This is a genomic window from Colwellia sp. PAMC 21821, assembly GCF_002077175.1.
Classification (GTDB): Bacteria; Pseudomonadota; Gammaproteobacteria; order Enterobacterales; family Alteromonadaceae; genus Cognaticolwellia.
The window spans coordinates 3,979,042-3,997,977 of the sequence record NZ_CP014943.1 but is presented as its reverse complement, the minus strand read 5'-3'; the positions used below and the strand labels follow the sequence as shown (position 1 = coordinate 3,997,977).

General features: G+C 37.3%; 16 protein-coding genes and 1 tRNA gene. 11 read left to right on the top strand and 6 right to left on the bottom strand.

Going from position 1 to position 18,936, the window contains the following annotated elements; all coding sequences use genetic code 11:
- Positions 1 to 29 precede the first annotated feature (29 nt).
- The 3 genes from A3Q33_RS16905 to A3Q33_RS16895 all read left to right on the top strand — a co-directional run bounded on the left by A3Q33_RS16905 (position 30) and on the right by A3Q33_RS16895 (position 7,443).
- The gene (locus tag A3Q33_RS16905) at positions 30 to 2,582 is read left to right on the top strand and encodes a TonB-dependent receptor plug domain-containing protein (RefSeq protein ID WP_081180965.1); all 2,553 of its coding nucleotides are present in this window, start codon (positions 30 to 32) and stop codon (positions 2,580 to 2,582) included.
- A 533-nt stretch (positions 2,583 to 3,115) separates the two neighbouring features.
- Positions 3,116 to 5,944, top strand: a complete 2,829-nt coding sequence (locus A3Q33_RS16900) for a TonB-dependent receptor plug domain-containing protein (protein ID WP_196797984.1) — start codon at positions 3,116 to 3,118, stop codon at positions 5,942 to 5,944.
- A 284-nt stretch (positions 5,945 to 6,228) separates the two neighbouring features.
- Complete coding sequence (locus A3Q33_RS16895; protein ID WP_081180963.1) at positions 6,229 to 7,443, top strand: DEAD/DEAH box helicase; 1,215 nt, start codon at positions 6,229 to 6,231, stop codon at positions 7,441 to 7,443.
- A gap of 237 nt (positions 7,444 to 7,680) precedes the next feature.
- On the opposite strand, the gene A3Q33_RS16890 is transcribed toward A3Q33_RS16895, so the two are convergent.
- A tRNA-Ser gene (locus A3Q33_RS16890) sits at positions 7,681 to 7,771 on the bottom strand.
- A 162-nt stretch (positions 7,772 to 7,933) separates the two neighbouring features.
- Between A3Q33_RS16890 and A3Q33_RS16885 the strand changes: the two genes are divergently transcribed.
- The 6 genes from A3Q33_RS16885 to A3Q33_RS16860 all read left to right on the top strand — a co-directional run bounded on the left by A3Q33_RS16885 (position 7,934) and on the right by A3Q33_RS16860 (position 10,870).
- On the top strand, positions 7,934 to 8,530 hold the full coding sequence (locus tag A3Q33_RS16885; protein ID WP_081180962.1) for a DNA-3-methyladenine glycosylase I: 597 nt from the start codon (positions 7,934 to 7,936) through the stop codon (positions 8,528 to 8,530).
- Positions 8,531 to 8,692: 162 nt separating this feature from the next.
- Entirely contained in the window at positions 8,693 to 9,358 is a 666-nt protein-coding gene (locus tag A3Q33_RS16880) for a Bax inhibitor-1/YccA family protein (protein ID WP_081180961.1), read from the top strand.
- A 130-nt stretch (positions 9,359 to 9,488) separates the two neighbouring features.
- Positions 9,489 to 9,866, top strand: a complete 378-nt coding sequence (gene tusD / locus A3Q33_RS16875) for a sulfurtransferase complex subunit TusD (protein ID WP_081180960.1) — start codon at positions 9,489 to 9,491, stop codon at positions 9,864 to 9,866.
- Complete coding sequence (tusC, locus tag A3Q33_RS16870; RefSeq protein WP_081180959.1) at positions 9,866 to 10,243, top strand: sulfurtransferase complex subunit TusC; 378 nt, start codon at positions 9,866 to 9,868, stop codon at positions 10,241 to 10,243. The genes tusD and tusC overlap by 1 nt, the downstream gene beginning before the upstream one ends.
- A gap of 1 nt (position 10,244) precedes the next feature.
- The gene (gene tusB / locus A3Q33_RS16865; protein WP_081180958.1) at positions 10,245 to 10,541 is read left to right on the top strand and encodes a sulfurtransferase complex subunit TusB; all 297 of its coding nucleotides are present in this window, start codon (positions 10,245 to 10,247) and stop codon (positions 10,539 to 10,541) included.
- Positions 10,538 to 10,870: a TusE/DsrC/DsvC family sulfur relay protein gene (locus A3Q33_RS16860; RefSeq protein ID WP_155866797.1), complete on the top strand. Its 333-nt coding sequence runs from the start codon at positions 10,538 to 10,540 to the stop codon at positions 10,868 to 10,870. Before tusB ends, A3Q33_RS16860 begins: the two co-directional genes overlap by 4 nt.
- Positions 10,871 to 11,070: 200 nt before the next feature.
- Here A3Q33_RS16860 and A3Q33_RS16855 read toward each other — a convergent pair whose 3' ends face one another.
- The 3 genes from A3Q33_RS16855 to gnd form a co-directional block, all read right to left on the bottom strand.
- Entirely contained in the window at positions 11,071 to 11,271 is a 201-nt protein-coding gene (locus tag A3Q33_RS16855; RefSeq protein ID WP_081180956.1) for a hypothetical protein, read from the bottom strand.
- Positions 11,272 to 11,469: 198 nt separating this feature from the next.
- Positions 11,470 to 12,921 (bottom strand): glyceraldehyde-3-phosphate dehydrogenase, encoded by a 1,452-nt coding sequence (locus A3Q33_RS16850; RefSeq protein ID WP_081180955.1) that lies wholly within the window; start codon positions 12,919 to 12,921, stop codon positions 11,470 to 11,472.
- Positions 12,922 to 13,329: 408 nt separating this feature from the next.
- Positions 13,330 to 14,859 (bottom strand): NADP-dependent phosphogluconate dehydrogenase, encoded by a 1,530-nt coding sequence (gene gnd, locus A3Q33_RS16845; RefSeq protein ID WP_081180954.1) that lies wholly within the window; start codon positions 14,857 to 14,859, stop codon positions 13,330 to 13,332.
- Between the two features lie 277 nt (positions 14,860 to 15,136).
- Here gnd and gap point away from each other — a divergent pair, with 277 nt between their 5' ends.
- Both gap and A3Q33_RS16835 read left to right on the top strand, forming a co-directional pair.
- On the top strand, positions 15,137 to 16,135 hold the full coding sequence (gene gap / locus A3Q33_RS16840) for a type I glyceraldehyde-3-phosphate dehydrogenase (RefSeq protein WP_081180953.1): 999 nt from the start codon (positions 15,137 to 15,139) through the stop codon (positions 16,133 to 16,135).
- Between the two features lie 424 nt (positions 16,136 to 16,559).
- Positions 16,560 to 17,081 (top strand): hypothetical protein, encoded by a 522-nt coding sequence (locus tag A3Q33_RS16835; protein WP_081180952.1) that lies wholly within the window; start codon positions 16,560 to 16,562, stop codon positions 17,079 to 17,081.
- Positions 17,082 to 17,263: 182 nt separating this feature from the next.
- Here A3Q33_RS16835 and A3Q33_RS16830 read toward each other — a convergent pair whose 3' ends face one another.
- Together A3Q33_RS16830 and A3Q33_RS16825 are read right to left on the bottom strand one after the other, a co-directional pair.
- Entirely contained in the window at positions 17,264 to 17,911 is a 648-nt protein-coding gene (locus A3Q33_RS16830; protein WP_081180951.1) for a bifunctional 4-hydroxy-2-oxoglutarate aldolase/2-dehydro-3-deoxy-phosphogluconate aldolase, read from the bottom strand.
- An 8-nt stretch (positions 17,912 to 17,919) separates the two neighbouring features.
- Positions 17,920 to 18,936, bottom strand: a complete 1,017-nt coding sequence (locus A3Q33_RS16825; RefSeq protein WP_081180950.1) for a glucokinase — start codon at positions 18,934 to 18,936, stop codon at positions 17,920 to 17,922.

The following is an 18,936-nucleotide window of genomic DNA, read 5'->3' as shown; positions in this document are numbered from 1 at the left end:
AACTATAAAAATATTGGGAAGGTAATATCATGTCATCAACATTTAAATTAGGTACTTTAGCTTTAGCGGTAAATATTGCTTTGGTTTCTGCACCATCATTTGCTGCAGAAAACGATGTAAGCAAAGTAAAAAAAGAACAAATTGAACGCATCGCTGTCGTAGGCTCTCGTGGTGCACCTCGCTCAGTAGACGATTCGCCAGTACCTATTGATTTAATTGGCTCTGAAGAGCTAGAAAGATCGGGTAACACCGATATGCTTGAATTGTTAAAAGGTACTGTGCCTTCATTTAACGTGCAAAGTAACCCAATTTCAGATGCCGCCAGCTTAGTTAAACCTGCTAACCTCCGTGGTCTTTCTTCTGACAGTACGTTAATACTTGTAAACGGCAAACGCCGTCACCGTGCTTCTGTTATCGCCTTGTTAGGTGGTGGTATTAATGATGGTGCACAAGGTCCAGATATTTCAGTCATTCCTACTTCTGCGCTTAAGCAAGTTGAAGTATTACGTGACGGTGCTGCAGCACAATATGGCTCAGATGCTATTGCGGGTGTAATGAACTTTGTTTTAAAAGATGATGCCGACGGTGGGTCTTTAACTGTGCGTCATGGTTCATATTATGAAGGTGACGGCGATACTACCGAAGTGTCTGGTAATATTGGTATGGCACTGACTGATGATGGTTTTGCTAACCTAAGTTTTCAATATAAAAATGCCGATGCTACTAGCCGAAGTGAACAACGTCCTGACGCTCAAGGATTTATTGATGCAGGCAACACAAATGTTGAACCACTAGCACAAGTTTGGGGTTCTCCAGAAGTTAATGATGACATCACTATTTTTGGTAATTTCGGTTTAGATATTGGTAACGACCGTGAAATTTATATGTTTGGTAACTTCTCTGAACGTGATGTTCGTGGTGGTTTCTATTATCGTAATCCTCATAACCGTGGTGGCGTTTATTCGAACGACGATGGTGCTACATTACTGATTGGCGATCTTGCGCAAGCGGGTGGCGCTGAAAGAACATGTCAGCCTGTGAATGTCACTACAGGTAACGTGTTAACTCAACCTGACTATATTGCTAACGTAGCCAACAACGATAATTGTTTTTCATTCAACGAACTGGCACCAGGCGGATTTACACCTAACTTTGGTGGCAACATTGTTGATACTTCAATAACAATGGGTACTCGTGGTCAAATTGATGATACGTTGTCATATGACGTCAGTGGCTCTGTAGGTCGTAACGAATCAAGCTATGTTATCTACAACACGTTAAATGCATCATTAGGTCCAGAAACACCACGTGATTTTAATCCAGGTAACCATGTTCAACTTGAGAAATTCTTTAATATCGATTTAGTTAAAGAACTTGAAGTTGGATTGGACTTACCATTAATTATTGCGGGTGGTTATGAATACCATCAAGAAACGTTTGAAGTTACCGCAGGTGATACTGAATCGTTTACTGCAGGTCCATATACAGACCAAGGCTTTAGTATTGGTTCTAATGGTTTTCCGGGTTTTAAACCATCATCAGCTGGTTCGTTTTCTCGTCAAAACTATGCGCTTTATCTTGATGTTGAAGCACAATACACTGAAGACTTCTTAATGGGTTACGCGTTACGATTTGAAGATTACAGTACTTTTGGTAACACCACTAATTATAAAGTAACAGCACAATATAATGTGACAGATGACTTTTCATTACGTGGCTCTGTAAGTTCAGGCTTCCGTGCACCAACCGTTGGTCAAGCTAACTACTCAAATGTACAAACTTCTCTTGATGATGGCATCTTAGTTGATTCTGCGTTATTAGCAGCGTCTAACCCTGTAGCCGTTCAATTAGGTGCAACCGAATTATCACCTGAAGAGTCAGAGAGTCTTTCATTGGGTGCAGTTTGGGAAATAGAGGGTGTGCATTTCACACTTGATTACTACAACATTGAAGTTACTGACCGTGTTTCACAGTCTGCTAAAGTTAATTTATCGCCTGCTGATAAAGTAAAATTAAAAGCTGATGGAGTACCAAACGTAGACTCAATTCAACAGGTAAGTTTCTTTACAAATGATTTTGATACTACAACTCAAGGTATCGATTTTGTTGCTAACTACTCTACTTCATTACTAAACGGTGATACTACATTCGGTTTAGCTTATAACTGGAATGAAACCACTGTTGATAAATTCTCTGCCGTAACCGGTGACTTTAAAGTATCTCGTTTAGAAAATGATTTACCTAACCATCGTGCAACCTTAACGTGGTCACAAAGCTGGGATGACGTTAGTATGTTTACGCGTGCAAACTACTATGGCGAATACCAAGGTGTTCATGCTGATTCTAGCGGGTTAAGTAAAGACGCAGATGCTGCGGTAACAATTGATGTTGAAGTTAGCTACCATGTAATGGAAGACTTTAAAGTAAGTATTGGTGCACAAAACCTACTAGACCAAGATGCTGAAGAATTAGATTTTGGACCTGATACACCAAATAACCTGCTTGGTGGTAAGTACTATGAAACATCTCCATTTGGCTTTAATGGTGGTTTCTACTACGTAAAAGCAACATATAACTTCTAAACTATAAGCGTTATATTCAAATATAAATCCCAGCTTTTGCTGGGATTTTTTATTTAAAAAATATAAATATCTCATAAAATTTTTAACGGATGAAGGATATAAAGCAAAGCCACCCCTCCAATGACTTACCTCACACATTATAAAATAATGAAAGCGCGGTAACATTAATACAACTAATTAAAACTATTAGCATTGTTCAATAGACTTTTATGATACTACTATGACAATATCAGTAGCTAACATATTGTTACTATACTATTTAAAGAAGCAATTGCAGTTACTGATCTCAATAATCACCAGTAATAACAAGGAACATTTATAAATCCAAACCCAGTAATGATCGGAAAATGCTCATTAAGATCGTTATTTTAAGAAAAACTATCAGACAATAAGATATGTATAAAATATTCAGTCGGTTAATAAAGTATAAAAAGCACAAATACAGTTCATGCTATATTGTATTTAGCTTGCTGTTGTCAGGTAATACTTTCGTATGTCAAGCCGCTGAATATTACGAGTTTAAGTTACCTGCTATGAATGCTGCTGAAGCTTTAGACCAATTGGCAGATATATCTGGATATTCACTTTTATATCCATTTGGTGATTCTATTATCGTACAAACCAATCCGCTATTTGGCACTTATTCACTTCCCGATGCCTTAGCAAAAATTCTTTTAAATACCCCGATTAATGCTATTGCCACCGAAAAACGTGTAATTGCAGTATCTTCAACATTGACCGATTACGACAGTTACTCAGAGCACTTTAACACCAAGTTACTGTTGAAAATTGAATTAAATCGACAATTTAACGATATTTTGAACCTAAATGTTAATGTACCGTCAATTACCTTTCAAAATACAGCTGAATTAAAATCAAAAAATTCACATAATGAAATTGAAGCAGAACGAATTCAAATTATAGGTTCTCGCCGAACAAATCGCTCACCTAGAGATGCATTAGCGCCTTTAGATATAATTAATAAGCAAGATTTAAAAACGCGCAGTAATAGCGATATTATTTCTACGCTATCAAGTGTTATTCCCTCATATAACTCAACGCAGGAAGCAATAAGTGATGCTGGTACTTTGGTAAGGCCGGCTAATCTTAGAGGCTTGCCCACCGACAGTATATTAATATTAGTGAATGGTAAACGCCGTCACCGCAGTGGTGTTATTTATGAATATATATCAGGATTAAATGTTGGTGCCCATGGCGTAGATTTAGAACCTATTCCGAGTATTGCACTTAAAAGTGTAGAGGTTTTAAGAGATGGCGCTGCCGCTCAATATGGCTCTGACGCCATCGCCGGTGTTATTAATTTTCGTTTAGAAAACAGTGCAGATGTTAACCGTATTGAAATGCGAACAGGTCAATACTATCAAGGCGATGGCACTAAGTTTGAACTGTCAGGTATGCTAGGCACACACTTTTCTAAAAGTGGAACGGCCAACTTTTCATTTGAATTTTCAGAAAGTGATGCCACATCTCGCGGGATACAAGATCCTGCAGTTCAGAGCTTAATTGCTAGTGGTATTAATAAAAATGATATTCAAGACCCTGTTGTTATATGGGGTGCTCCTGAAATTACTAACAATATAAAGCTAGTGGGTAATATTGAAATGGATATTGCCGATAATAGTGATTATAAACAGCTTTATCTTTTTGGTAACTGGGCACAACGCACTGTTGATGGTAGTTTTTTTTATCGCCACCCAAATACACGTGCAGGTATATTTACCAACCCCAATGATGGTACTCGCCTATTTTTTGACATGACTCATAATAATTCAGGTAACTGTCCTGCGCCTACAGTTCCAGGAAGTACAGGAGATGCTGAAGCTTTAGCATCCGTTTTTAGCAATGTTAATTGCTTTGCTTTTAATGAACGTTTTCCTGGTGGATTTACGCCAAGGTTTAGCGGAAAAATAAATGATAGCAGTATAGTTGGTGGCTTTCGAGGCTCGATAGATAACAATAGTGCTGAATTAACCTATGATATCAGTCTGGCAATCGGTAGAAATTATATTGATTACGGCTTACGTAATAGCGTAAATGCATCATTAGGTGAAAACTCACCTAGTATCTTCGAATTGGGCTCACAAATTCAAACTGAACGGATATTTAATACAGATTTTACCTATCCCGTTGACGTTGGTTTTGAATCGGAGTTGAATATAGCCTTTGGTTTTCAAAATCATTTCGAACAATTTGAAGTCGTTGCGGGAGATAGCGCATCTTATGAAATAGGTACTTTTTCTAGCAATGGTGAAGCAATAGGCTCGAATGGGTTTCCAGGATTTTCTCCCGATACAGCTGGCAAGAATGACCGTAAATCGAACGCCGTATATTTAGATATGGAAACCGACATCACTGATAAATTCTCAATATCACTTGCAATACGATATGAGGATATAGGCGCAATAGGTAATAGTTTTGATGGAAAGCTTTCAGCTCGGTTACAAGTAACTGATGAAATTGCATTACGTTCGACAATTAGTTCAGGATTTCGAGCTCCTACAGTGGCACAATCTACGCTGCAGCGGATATCAACCTCAAACTCAATTGTAAATGGTAGAGTTGTACAGCAAAGATCACAATTGGTCAGTGCTTTAAGCCCTATTGCTACCGCTCGCTCTGGAGGAGAACTTGAACCAGAAACGGCATCAAGCTTTAGTTTTGGCGTTCTATCAGAGATAGGGCCACTTAATATTACTTTAGATTATTTTTATATTGAAGTGGATGATCGGCTATCATTATTCTCCAGTGAGATAGTGGCAAGTGACGCACCATTATTAGCTGCCTCTGAAATTAATTCGAATGTAACCAATATTCAATACTATACTAATGATTTTAATTCAACGACTCAAGGTGTTGATTTAGTTGTAAGTTTACCATTTAAACTTATTGGAGAAAATGATTATTTATCATTAGCCTTTAATTTTACAGACACACAACTAGAGGTAACCAACCCTAAAAGTCCTATTACAGATATTAATGTGCTTAGAGAGCGAGAGGAAGGAATACCGAAAACGCGCTCGGTATTAACTTACTCTTTTTCTCAAGAAAATATTAGTGCAATGGTTCGTATTAATTACTATGGTAGTTTTTACAACGCACAATTTAATGACGTATCTCTCATTGAAAAAGTTAGCCCTCTGATTATTACTGACCTAGAGTTCTCCTATGATATTACAGATAATTTAGTTGTTGCTTTAGGTGCAAAAAATGTCTTTGATGTTTTTCCAAAGGAGTACAGTCAAGGCCGTACTTCTGGATTTTTAGGTGCCATATATCCATTAAACACCCCTGCTGGATTTAACGGCGGTCATTACTATCTGCGTATGGGATGGGATTTCTAATTTTATATATGTTTTATTTACATCAACCATTCATTAAAACAGCAATTGTGTATTAATTACTTTCTACGCTTATATATAGAACAACAAACTCTTTTTTTATATTATCTAATCCCTTAAAAGCCGTGAAAGAAAAATCAAAGCGTCACAACACTTCGTTACTGAACTATTTTTTCAAGAGATATTTTGAGGGAATGTGTCAGGTACAGCGCCCTTGAATACAGCTTAAACATGTTAAAGTATTCTGTTAGAATAGTCGGCTATTGATTAAAGAATACCGAGACAGCATGTCAGAATTTAAAGAATTTTCACTTTTAACGTCAATTATTGACCGTGTTAGTCTTAAAGGCTATAAACAACCCACACCGATCCAAAAAGCATGTATTCCAGCCCTTATTAATGGCAGTGACTTTCTGGGTATAGCCCAAACGGGAACAGGAAAAACCGCCGCCTTTTCATTGCCTATTATCAATAATTTTGGGCGAAACATCATAGATATCAAAGCTAAGAGCACGCGTTCACTCATACTAACGCCTACGAGAGAGCTTGCTTCGCAAATAATGCAAAATATTGATGACTACTCTAAGGGTTTAGGGCTTAAGACTAAGGTTGTTTATGGTGGCGTAGGAAGACAAGCGCAAGTTGACGCTATAGCGCTTGGACTTGATATTTTAGTGGCCACCCCTGGTAGATTATTGGATTTAATTGAAACGGGTGATATAAATTTTGAGGCGTTAGAAGTATTCGTGTTAGATGAAGCAGACACAATGCTTGATATGGGGTTCTTTAACGATGTTCAAAGCATCATATCTAAACTGCCAAAGCAGCGACAAACACTGTTATTTTCAGCCACTATGCCAGCTGAAATAGAGCTACTTGCAGAAGCTATATTAACCGAACCAACCAAAGTTCAAATTGCTGCGCAAACGGTTACCATCGACTTGGTTAATCAAAGTGTATACCACCTTGAAAAATCGAATAAAGTACCTTTGCTATTTAATATCCTGACAAAAGCTGACTATGAAAAAGTGCTCATCTTTTGTAAAACAAAGTATGGCGCTGACATCATTGTTAAAGAGCTAGAAAAAGCATCAATAACTGCCGCTAGCCTTCACAGTGGAAAAACACAAGCAGTTAGGGAAGAAGCCTTACAAAACTTTAAAGACTCTAATTTAAGAGTATTAGTTGCAACTGATGTTGCTGCTCGTGGCATTGATGTTGATAATATTACTTTAGTTATTAACTATAACCTTCCTGAAGATCCAAGAAACTACATACACCGTATTGGGCGAACTGCTCGTGCCGGGAAAAGTGGCATGGCCATTTCCTTTGCTGTAGAAAATGATATAAGGCAATTAACTAATATTGAAAGCAGCATAGGGCAAGTTATTCCTGTTGTTACAGATCAGCCCTTCCATAAAGAGTTTTCAAAAGCGCCTATACAAAACAAGAAAAAGAAACCGGTGAAAAAAACTAATAGACCTAGAGCAAAGAGAAAATAGGGGTTGGCAACTCTAAAAAGCAAAAATCCCGCTAATCTTTCGATTAACGGGCTTTTCTTAATGTGCCGATTAACTTCAAGGATGAAGTTGTGTGGTTTTACAGGTATGTAATAAAAAACTGGAGATAGAGATTTGAACTCTACTCGAAGTATTAGTGCTACAAACCCTTTTTATAAAACTAAACACTGAGTTAGCAAAAAGCCCGCTAACCTTTCGATTAACGGACATTTCTTAATGTGGCGGTGAGATAGAGATTTGAACTCTAGAAGGGCTACAAACCCTTGCCGGTTTTCAAGACCGGTGCTTTCGACCACTCAGCCATCTCACCTGAAGTTCAAAAACATTGCTGCTTGAGAACGGGGCGAATAATAAAGGCTCGAAATTCTCTTGTAAAGGATTTATTCTATAAAAAAGTTTGTTTGCTAAAAAAATCAACAATTTGCCATTTATTTGAGCAGATTTGGCTGATTTACATATTTAAGGAAAGCTTGTGAGTGAAAAAAATCTTTGTCGCTGCCCATGGTTAGATACGACAAAAGCCGATTACGTTGCATATCATGATGACGAATGGGGAGTGCCTGTTTACGATGATCGAAAGCTTTTTGAATATTTAACCCTCGAATCAGCGCAAGCAGGTTTAAGTTGGTACACTATTTTAAAGCGTCGTGATGGCTACCGAGCAGCATTTGACAATTTTGACGTTAAAAAAGTTGCCCTCTTTAGTGATGATAAAGTTGAAGAGCTAGTACTTAATAGCGCTATTATTCGCCATCGAGGTAAAATTATTGCTGCTATCAATAATGCTAAACTATTTATCGACATTCAAAGTGAGTTTGGCAGCTTCAGTAATTATATGTGGGGCTTTGTTGACCATAAAACTATTGTTAATCATTGGGCTGAACTGGGCGACTACCCTGCCACATCTAAAGAATCTGATGCTTGGAGTAAAGACTTAAAAAAACGTGGTTTTAAATTTGTTGGTTCAACCATTTGTTATGCGCATATGCAAGCATGTGGCATGGTTAACGATCACAGTAATGGCTGTTACAAACGCTCACAAATTATTGATGAGTTTCAACAAGTTTAAAGATAGTAATTAAAAATATAGCGTGCCATAATATGTCAATGTGGTTAATAGTTAATTATCACCTATACAGATGAAATAAAGGTTAAATATTTGATTTACCCTTGAACTTTTAACATTTGCCCACATCTAAAAAATATATTTAGCATACTTAGAGGAAATTTTATGCAATCAAATATTAGTGTAAATGCTAGTAGAAGTTCAGCGATTGAGATTAACAAGGTTTTGAAAAATACCTATATGTTACTTTCAATGACTTTGGCGTTTAGTGCCGTAACTGCTGGTGTTTCTATGGCGATGGGCTTGTCTCATATGGCTGCCTTAGTAATGACATTAGTTTCATTCGGTTTATTATTTGTTGTAAATAAAAATGCCGATAAAGCGAGTGGTATTTTTTGGATTTTTGCCTTCACCGGCTTAATGGGTGCATCTTTAGGCCCTATGCTTAACTATTATGCTGCAATGCCAAACGGCGCTTCTATGATTATGCAAGCATTAGGCGGAACGGCATTAATTTTCTTTGCTCTTTCTGGTTACGCATTAACTAGCAAAAAAGACTTCTCATTCATGGGTGGTTTTTTAATGGTCGGTTTAATCGTTGCAGTAATTGCAATGGTAGCAAACATATTCTTCCAAATTCCAGCGCTGTCATTAGCTATTAGTGCTGCAGTTATTATGATTATGTCAGGTTTGATTTTATATGATACAAGCCGCATTATTCATGGTGGTGAAACAAACTACATTCGTGCGACTGTTTCTCTATACTTGAATATTTATAATATCTTCGTACATCTATTAAGCCTTTTAGGTGTTTTAGGCGGCGATGACTAATTAGCAGTTAAAAATCATTAAATGTGATTAGTAATTGTTTATACTTAACGTATAAAATATAAAGCCTCAGTATTGAGGCTTTTTTATTACCTGTTTTTAAATAACGTTAGTTAAGACAAAAAGGCATTATATGCAAAACACATTAGCTTTGGTGGTAACCACTCCGCCTAACAGCAACTTAACAACAACCGCCATTGAGCTTGTGCAAGCGGCGATTGAAAGTGGTGTCAGTATTGTGGGTGTGTTCTTTTATCAAGACGGCGTGTTAAATGCGGCTAAGCATTTGTCCATTCCAAGTGATGAATATCAAACATTAAAGCAATGGCAATATATCAACAAAGATTACAGTGTGCCTTTATATTTATGTATTACCGCAGCGGAAAAGCGTGGGTTAACTGACGAACTTAATCATATCGAGCTTTCAAACATCGACCAGGCTTTTACAGTTTCAGGTTTAGGTGAGTTAGTTGAACTTACCAGTAAAGCCGAACGTGTGGTGCAATTATAATGTCAGATAATAAACAACGTGACAAAACTATCGCTATTCTCAACACACAAGCGCCCTTTTCAAGCGCCGCCGGTAAAGAAGCCCTAGACGCCGCATTAATATTTGGCTCATACGAACAAGCTACATCGCTGTTTTTTTTAGGTGATGGTGTATTTCAGGTGATCGGGGATCAAAAAGCTTCAGCCATAGGTATTAAAGATTACTTAAAAACATTTTCAGCATTAGAATTTTATGATATTGAAAACATCTATGTTTGCCAACAGTCTTTAGTTGAGAGAAACTTATCTGAAAATTTTCATATCAGCAATATACAGGTATTATCAAACGAGGCTTTTAGTCAACGCTTACATCAGCACAACGTGATTTACAGGTTTTAACATGGCAATGCTACATATTATTAGAAGTTCAGGTTATAGCAGCAATGCATTAGCACAATGCCTTGATATGGTTTTGCCGCAAGACCGTATATTATTGATGGATGATGGTTGTTATAATTTAAGTCATAAGTTGTTACTCGATACGCTAGAAAAAAAACCTGAACTTAGCGTTTATTTTATTAGCCTTCACGCTAATGCACGAGCACAAATTAGTACCAATAGTGTATTTATAGCAACCACATTAACCGAAGTAGTCACACTACTTTTTAAACACGACAATTCAATTACTTGGTCATGACAATAATATATAACAACCAAAGCTTAGCCACGGATAAACAAGGCTATTTGCTCGATTTTACACAATGGAATGAAGACGTAGCTGTTTTACTTGCAAGCACTGACGAAATAGAGCTTTTAGAAGCCCATTGGGAAGTTATTCGCTTTGTACGAGAGTTTTACCTAACTTACAATACTTCACCTGCTATTCGCGCCTTAACTAAAGCCATGAAAGCAGAATTTGGTGAAGAAAAAGCGAGCAGTCGATATTTGTATCGATTGTTTAAAGAAGGCCCGGCGAAACAAGCCACTAAGTATGCTGGCTTACCGAAACCGGCAAGGTGTATTTAAATTCAAGTCGATTAGTATACAGAATATACTTTCAGGCCTTTCAATATTTTTAATAGCCGATGTTTTTAATAGCCGATGTTTTTAATAGCCGATGCTTTTATTAGCCGATATTCAAAAGCGTTAATACACATAGGCAATTAATAAGCCTTTAAAATCTTTGAAGCAAAGTTAACGTATTTATATTTTTGTAGCTTTAAAATTTATACTTTGATATTAATATTTTGTCCGGTATTACCTACCGCAGGTAAACTAACATTGTCTACCGAGGTTGAAGCAATAAGTGCCAACGCCTGCTGACCTTCTAACTCAGTTTGTGACTTTGCTAAATTTGCGCTTTTAATCGCGAGTATAGTTTCGGTATTCATAAATACAGAATTATTTGCATTGAGTTCTACTGACATTATCTACCCTACTTTAACGTTGATTATCTTAATTAATCAATTTGGTATGACTATAAAGACTATATCGACATCTCGCCTTATAACTTAAGGCTTTATTAAAAATTAGCTATAAAAAAAGCGTTTACCTACACAGTAAACGCTTATTCAATAAACTAGAACTACATTATGGATACCAAAGTAAGTTCGAGTTCGTTATGCTTATGTTAATGGCAATGTTGGTACGTTAATATCAGCCATTGCTAACATCACACGAACAACCTGACAACTGTAACCAAACTCATTATCGTACCATACGTAAAGTACAGCGCGATCACCGTCAACAATTGTTGCTTGTGAATCAACTACACCTGCGTAACGTGAACCCACTAAGTCAGTTGATACAATTTCAGTAGATGCGGTGTAATCTACTTGGTTTTGTAGTTTAGAATTCAAAGAAATTTTACGTAAGTAGTCATTCAAAGATGCTTTGTCAGTCTCTTTTTTCAAATTCAAGTTCATGATCGCCATTGATACATTTGGCGTAGGAACACGAATAGCATTACCTGTTAACAAACCTTTCAATTCTGGCAGTGCTTTAGCTACGGCTTTAGCAGCACCTGTAGTACTGATAACCATATTTAGTGGCGCACTACGACCGCGACGTGGCGAAGGATGGTAGTTATCAATTAAGTTTTGATCGTTAGTATATGAATGAACAGTTTCAACATGACCGTTGCGAATACCAAACTCATCATTTAATGCTTTAAGCACAGGTGTAATCGCGTTCGTTGTACAACTTGCCGCAGAAATTATTTTGTCATCGGCTAAAATCATGTCGTCGTTTACGCCGAATACGATGTTTTTAATATCGCCTTTAGCCGGTGCTGTTAGTAATACTTTAGCAACGCCTTTAGATTGTAGATGCTGACCTAAACCTTCTTCATCACTCCAAATACCAGTGTTATCTACAACTAACGCATTATTGATACCGTAAGCCGTGTAATCAATTTCAGATGGTGATTTAGCATAAATAATTTTTATAAAAGCGCCATTCGCTTTAATGACATTATTTTCTTTATCAATGGTAATACTGCCATTAAAAGCACCATGGACTGAATCACGACGCAATAAACTAGCACGTTTCTCTAAATCATCTTCTTTACCTGGACGGATAACAATCGCACGTAAGTTTAATTTAGCATTAGGGCCTGCACGTTCTATTAACAAACGTGCTAATAAACGACCAATACGACCAAAACCGTAAAGTACAACGTCTTTAGTTTCTTGGATGTCGCTGCCTTTAGAGATAATTGTCGCTAATTCTTTTTCTAAAAACTGTTCAATTGACAAACCATTAGCTTCACCTTTGAATAAGTAACGATAAGCTAATTTACCAACATCAATACGGGCAGGCGCTAAATCCATTTTTGCCAACGCTTGTAAAAATGGGAAACTTTCGCGTAAACGCAATTTATTTTCTTCGTGTAAAGCCACTGATCTATGCGCTTTAATAATGTCGATAGCAGAAGCATTAACTAGTGGACGGCCATAAATAGAAATTTCGATTCCTTTATTTCTAAATAATTGCCCGGTGATCGGCTGCATGTTTTCAGCGAACGTTTGGCGCTCTTGCCAACTAGTTTGATATTGTTCCTCAAGATGAGAAGTCATTGCGTAAACCTTTTATTTCAGTCAATTGAAGATGGGTTGTTTTTAATGTAAAGCTGCAATTCGTAATAAATAATTACTAAATTCGGTCCATATTGTAATCCAACATGAATTATTTCGCTACCAGTTACAATCGTTTTTCAGGCATAAATAATCAAAAATATACATTTCATTTAAATACGGGCTATTTTTACTTAAGAGTCGAGTGACATCATTATAAATACTAGCGATTTTGTTGAATTTTATTGGCACGGTGTCGAAGATAAAATAAGTATTTATTTTTCTTACTTCTTCTTACTTATGTGGCGGCATTTATTGGTAGGTTGAAGGTTCAAGCTATGGGAGAGAGGTAATTAAAATAAGAACCTCTACCCAAGTAAATTTAACCTTGGGTAGAGTACAAATGACAACTTAGCCTAATTCGACCATATCACGCGTTGGTGTTGACCAATTAACATGATACTTTTTACCTGTATTTATATCGATACGCTCAAAGGTATGCGCTCCAAAAAAATCTCGCTGAGCTTGCAATAAATTTGCTGGCAACACGGCACATCGAATAGAGTCATAATATGATAGTGCAGAAGAGATAGCCCCCGTTGGTATTCCCATTAAGGCAGAGTTTGACACTGACTTTCGCCAGTTCATTTGGTGCTTACTTAATTGCTTAGCAAAGAAATCGTCTAACAATAAGTTCTCTAATTCAGGATTACGCTCAAATGCTTCAGTGATTGACTGAAGAAACGCTGCACGAATAATGCAACCAGCACGCCAAATTTTTGCAATACTGGCAAAATTAAGCTGCCAATCATGTTCTTTTTCTGCAAGCTTCATTAATTGAAAGCCCTGAGCATAGGCACATATTTTAGCGCTATAAATAGCATCATGAAGTTGCGCTATAAATGCCTGTTTTTCATTTTTATCAAGTGTGATTAATTCTGGACCTGACAATATAGTAGAAGCTTTAACACGTAAGTCTTTAAATGATGAAATAGAACGAGCATAAACAGCTTGCGCTATGGTGGGTGCGGGAGTACCTAACTCTAGGCTACTGACCGCAGTCCATAGCCCTGTACCCTTTTGACCCGCTTTGTCTAAGATCAAATCAACTAACGGTGTTTGGTCTTCGCCCACACGATGGCGCAAAACTTCAACTGAAATTTCCATTAAATAACTTTCTAATGGTCCCTTATTCCACAAGGCAAAAATATCGGCAATTTCATCGCTGTTTAAAGCTAAACCATCTCGCAACATTTGATAAGCTTCACAAATAATTTGCATATCAGCATATTCGATACCGTTATGTACCATTTTTACATAATGTCCAGCACCTGCAGGACCAATGTATGCCGCACAAGGTTCCCCTTCTGTGACAATATCACCGGGCTTCGTACGCTCTATCGGTTTACCGGTTTCATCATCTACCTTCGCGGCAATTGCTTCCCAAATAGGCTTTATTCTTGTCCAAGCGTAAGGAGAGCCACTCGGCATTAATGCGGGGCCAAATCGTGCCCCTACTTCACCACCTGAAACTGCTGATGAGAATAGAATAAAGTTATTTTTATATTTTTTCTCACGTGCAACCGTATCAACCCATAAGCTATTGCCAGTATCAATTACAATATCATCGGGTTGAATCCCAGCACCGATCAAGTTTTCACATACTTGATCAACAGGAGCACCTGCAGGAACCGACAACACAATAAGGTGAGGAGGTTTTAAGCGAGAAAGTAATTCTGTATAAGAAGTACAACCAATGACACGCGCAGTAGATAAGCCACTTTCAGCTTTATCTTGCTCAATAACACCTTCAACTTTACTAATATCAAGATCAAAAGCGGCGATACTAAAGCCATTGTCAGCCAAGTTAAGCACTAAATTCTTGCCCATTACGCCTAAGCCTATAAAGCCAATATCGCATACGCTGTTGTTCTGTATCATAAAAAGTCCATAAAATTCAAATAAAATGCATTATAGCATCATCGTCAAAGAGAAATAGTAATCTGAGGAAAACACTCGTAAATAAGTCGTAAGTAAGTCGTAAGTAAGTCGTAAGTAAATCACTACGTTTAATACTCGGTATTTTAGTAACAATACGCAATTAAACAAGTATTAAATCGACTTATATCGTCTATTGTCGATTTATTTCTTGTAATTTTCTTAAAATGGTGTAATTTTACTACATTAATTTTTTAAAGCTTAGTATTAAGGTTTCATTATGACAATTAGAGTAGGGATTAACGGATTTGGCCGCATTGGTCGATTCGTATTTAGAGAAGCATTTGCCAGAACAGATGTTGAAGTAGTCGCTATTAACGACTTAATTGACGTAGATTATATTGCCTATATGCTTAAGTATGACTCTACTCATGGCCGATTTAACGGCACTGTTGAGGTTGTTAATGGTCATTTAGTTGTCAATGGTAAAAATGTTCGCGTTACCGCTGAGCGTAATCCACTTGATCTAAAGTGGGATGAAGCAGAGGTTGACGTTGTTGTTGAATCAACTGGACTATTTTTAACTGATGAAAACGCACGTAAGCATATTGCTGCTGGCGCTAAAAAGGTTGTGCTTTCAGCACCTTCTAAAGACGATACCCCGATGTTTGTTATGGGGGTTAACCATACTGAATATGCAGGACAAGACATTGTTTCAAACGCGTCTTGTACTACAAACTGTTTAGCACCCATTGCTAAAGTGTTAAATGACAACTGGGGCATCAAAGATGGCTTAATGACCACAGTTCATGCGACTACAGCAACACAAAAAACCGTCGATAGCCCATCAGCTAAAGATTGGCGTGGTGGTCGTGGTGCTGGTCAAAACATTATTCCTTCATCAACAGGTGCTGCAAAGGCTGTTGGTAAAGTTATTCCTGAGTTGAACGGTAAGTTAACCGGTATGGCATTTCGTGTTCCAACACCTAATGTGTCAGTAGTTGATTTAACTGTAAACTTAGAAAAACCGGCCAGTTATAAAGAAATTTGTGCCGCAATGAAAGCCGCGTCAGAAGGTCAGTTAAAAGGTATTTTAGGTTACACTGAAGATGCTGTTGTTTCTAACGACTTTATCGGCGAAAGATGTACCTCTGTTTTTGATGCAGAAGCAGGTATAGCCCTAACAGACACGTTTGTGAAAGTCGTTTCTTGGTACGATAATGAAATTGGCTACTCAAACAAAATTTTAGACTTGGCGACTTATATTTCTAAGCAATAAACATGTAGTTTATCTTAGCTCAATAAGCTACTTTAAAAGCCAGATTCAATCTGGCTTTTTTACACCCTAAATTTAAACTACTGACATACTTTTATGAAATGTATAGCGGTAAAAAGCTATGAACACTGTAAAGTAATAAACTCATGAAATAATATACGCATGAAATAAAACAACAAATATGATTTTATAAATGGCCAAATAGCCATAACTTACCAATATTTACTTCTCATCGCTCTTAACTACCTGTTAAATCTTACCTAAATGAAGTGTCTACAAGTTAAGTCAAGTTAACTTTTTTTGCTCGCTATCAATATATTTGAACTATTTTGCAACGTAATCCGTATAATACCGGTAAATAAAACCAAAAAATCATTTGTGAGATTTGAACTCACGATAGTAATAAATGAGAATTAAAGGAAATAATATGAGACAAATTTTACTTATAACGTTAACCACTATTTTTCTAACTGCTTGTGCCACAACACCTAAGCTCGGTGATTTTGCTAATAACCCTAATGGTATGTGGGAGCAAGGCAAAAAAACATCTGAGAAAGGTGAAAAGCTGATTGTCAAAGGTGAAAAAGTACTTGAAAACTCACGTACAGAGCTACGTGAAGGCGAAGCTTTAATTCAATTAGCTAGTGATACCATTATTCGTTCTCGACAAAGTTACCAGCTAGAATCTCAAAAAATTGGTGCTTCAACAAGCCCAAAAGAGATCCAATATGAAGCTGAGCGTTTAACCGTAATTGGTGAAAAATGGGAAGATGCTATTGACGATGTAAAAAAAGGTAATGCTATGATTACCAAGTCAAAAAAATTACAGACTGAAGCCCAAGCTTTAATAAAAGAAGGTAGAGAGTTAGTAGAAACTGGGAGTAATTTCATCCGCAATAGTCAACGCATGAGATTAGAACTACCACTATTAACAGAGACAAAAATCTAACTAAAAATAAGTTTTCATTAAGCTTTAACGGGCAGTTCCCACACAGTGCTAAGTTCTAAGTTCTAAGTTCTAAGTAACTGTCAGCATATACTACCGTCTCTATTGACAAAAAAACCAGGCTAAAGCCTGGTTTTTCATGCGCGAGCAGCAATTAAACTGATCGAATGTAGGCGTTAACTAGCTTATTTTACGTGCGCTAGAGCTTGTTTTGCTAAGCGAGTAATTTCTTGCCAATGACCTTCTTTAATAATTTCATCAGACACTAACCAAGAACCACCACAACAAACCACATTAGGTAATGCTAAATAGTCTCTAACGTTATTTAAATTAATACCACCGGTTGGACAAAATTTAATATCTGGAAATGGTCCACCAATTGACTGAAGTGCCTTAACACCGCCTGATGCTTCTGCAGGGAAGAACTTAAGGTGATCGTAACCTAAGTCTATACCATCCATTAATTCTGAAATAGAAGAAATACCAGGAATTAACGCTAAGTTACCTTCTTTACCTGCTTGTAATAAGTCTTTTGTTAAACCTGGGCTTATTGCAAACTTTGCCCCAGCATCATAAGACTGTTGCAACAAATCGCGATTAGTTACCGTACCAGCGCCAATCACAGCTTCTGGTAAATGTTTAGCGATGATACTGATCACTTCTAAAGCAGCTGGAGTACGTAATGTCACTTCTAATACTTTTATGTCAGCTGCTAACAAAGCTTCTGCTATTGGTAGCGCATCTTTAACATCTTTTATCACTAAAACGGGAACTATAGGGCCCATTGCAAATAGATCTGATGGCTGAATTTGCCATTTATTTGATAAAGTCATAATTCCTCTTAATACCTAGTAGTGTTAGTTGTTTGGTTGGTGTAATTAGCTTTACTTTTTTCTGATAAATATTGATCAAGATACGCCGATGCGCCAAGTAAGCCGGGTTGTTCTTCTGTTACAACAAATGTTGGGATAGGTTGATTAAAACTGGATAACCGCCCTTTTGCTTCAAATCTTTTTCTAAAATCACTGCTTGCAAGAAACTCGATAAAGCGAGGAACAATTCCACCCGCAATATAAACACCACCATAACTGCCTAGTGTTAACGCTAGATTACCAGCGAAACTACCTAGAATACGGCAGAATTGTGCTAAGGTTTCAACACACAACGAGCAACTGCCTGATAAAGCTTTTTCAGCTATTTCTTTGGCTGGCAGCATAGTTGCTTCACCATTTTTTGAAAAACTCAAGGCTTGATATATTTGTTCAATCCCTAAACCTGACAATAATTGCTCACTAGAAACACGAGCATATTTTTTCGACAGGAATTGTAAAATGGCTATTTCTTGTTCATCAACCGGTGCAAAATCTACATGACCACCCTCACCGCTTAAACTATGCCATCCAGAATCTACTGAGATCAAATTGGCTACGCCTAAACCAGTACCAGCGCCACAGATAGAAATAGGTTTGTTGGCAATAACATCACCAACGCCTATTTGAACTTTTTGATCTGCATCTAAATACGGAATTGAATGAGCTATTGCCGTAAAATCATTAATTAGCACCAGTTCATTAAGTTGCAATTGTGATTTTAATTGGCTTTGCGAAAACTGCCAAGGTAGATTCGTCATCACAATAAGATCTTTATCTACCGGGCAAGCAATAGCTAAACAGGCATTTATTTTTTTACCGACCAAGTGCTGGCGAGTAATAAAGTCTGTTAACACCACCGCTAAGCTTTCGTGTTCTGCACAAGCATAAATGGTTATATTCGTCATACCGCCCTGCGCGTCGATTTGAGCAACGCGCATATTGGTTCCGCCAATATCAGCAATAATGTTTATTTCACTTTGCGGCAT

Excerpts from the sequence above, each read along its gene's own strand:
- A3Q33_RS16905 (WP_081180965.1), top strand. The coding sequence starts at position 30 with ATGTCATCAACATTTAAATTAGGTACTTTAGCTTTAGCGGTAAATATT.
- A3Q33_RS16900 (WP_196797984.1), top strand. The coding sequence starts at position 3,116 with ATGAATGCTGCTGAAGCTTTAGACCAATTGGCAGATATATCTGGATAT.
- A3Q33_RS16895 (WP_081180963.1), top strand. The coding sequence starts at position 6,229 with ATGTCAGAATTTAAAGAATTTTCACTTTTAACGTCAATTATTGACCGT.
- A3Q33_RS16880 (WP_081180961.1), top strand. The coding sequence starts at position 8,693 with ATGCAATCAAATATTAGTGTAAATGCTAGTAGAAGTTCAGCGATTGAG.
- tusD (WP_081180960.1), top strand. The coding sequence starts at position 9,489 with ATGCAAAACACATTAGCTTTGGTGGTAACCACTCCGCCTAACAGCAAC.
- tusC (WP_081180959.1), top strand. The coding sequence starts at position 9,866 with ATGTCAGATAATAAACAACGTGACAAAACTATCGCTATTCTCAACACA.
- tusB (WP_081180958.1), top strand. The coding sequence starts at position 10,245 with ATGGCAATGCTACATATTATTAGAAGTTCAGGTTATAGCAGCAATGCA.
- A3Q33_RS16860 (WP_155866797.1), top strand. The coding sequence starts at position 10,538 with ATGACAATAATATATAACAACCAAAGCTTAGCCACGGATAAACAAGGC.
- A3Q33_RS16855 (WP_081180956.1), bottom strand. The coding sequence starts at position 11,271 with ATGTCAGTAGAACTCAATGCAAATAATTCTGTATTTATGAATACCGAA.
- A3Q33_RS16850 (WP_081180955.1), bottom strand. The coding sequence starts at position 12,921 with ATGACTTCTCATCTTGAGGAACAATATCAAACTAGTTGGCAAGAGCGC.
- gnd (WP_081180954.1), bottom strand. The coding sequence starts at position 14,859 with ATGATACAGAACAACAGCGTATGCGATATTGGCTTTATAGGCTTAGGC.
- gap (WP_081180953.1), top strand. The coding sequence starts at position 15,137 with ATGACAATTAGAGTAGGGATTAACGGATTTGGCCGCATTGGTCGATTC.
- A3Q33_RS16835 (WP_081180952.1), top strand. The coding sequence starts at position 16,560 with ATGAGACAAATTTTACTTATAACGTTAACCACTATTTTTCTAACTGCT.
- A3Q33_RS16830 (WP_081180951.1), bottom strand. The coding sequence starts at position 17,911 with ATGACTTTATCAAATAAATGGCAAATTCAGCCATCAGATCTATTTGCA.
- A3Q33_RS16825 (WP_081180950.1), bottom strand. The coding sequence starts at position 18,936 with ATGCCGCAAAGTGAAATAAACATTATTGCTGATATTGGCGGAACCAAT.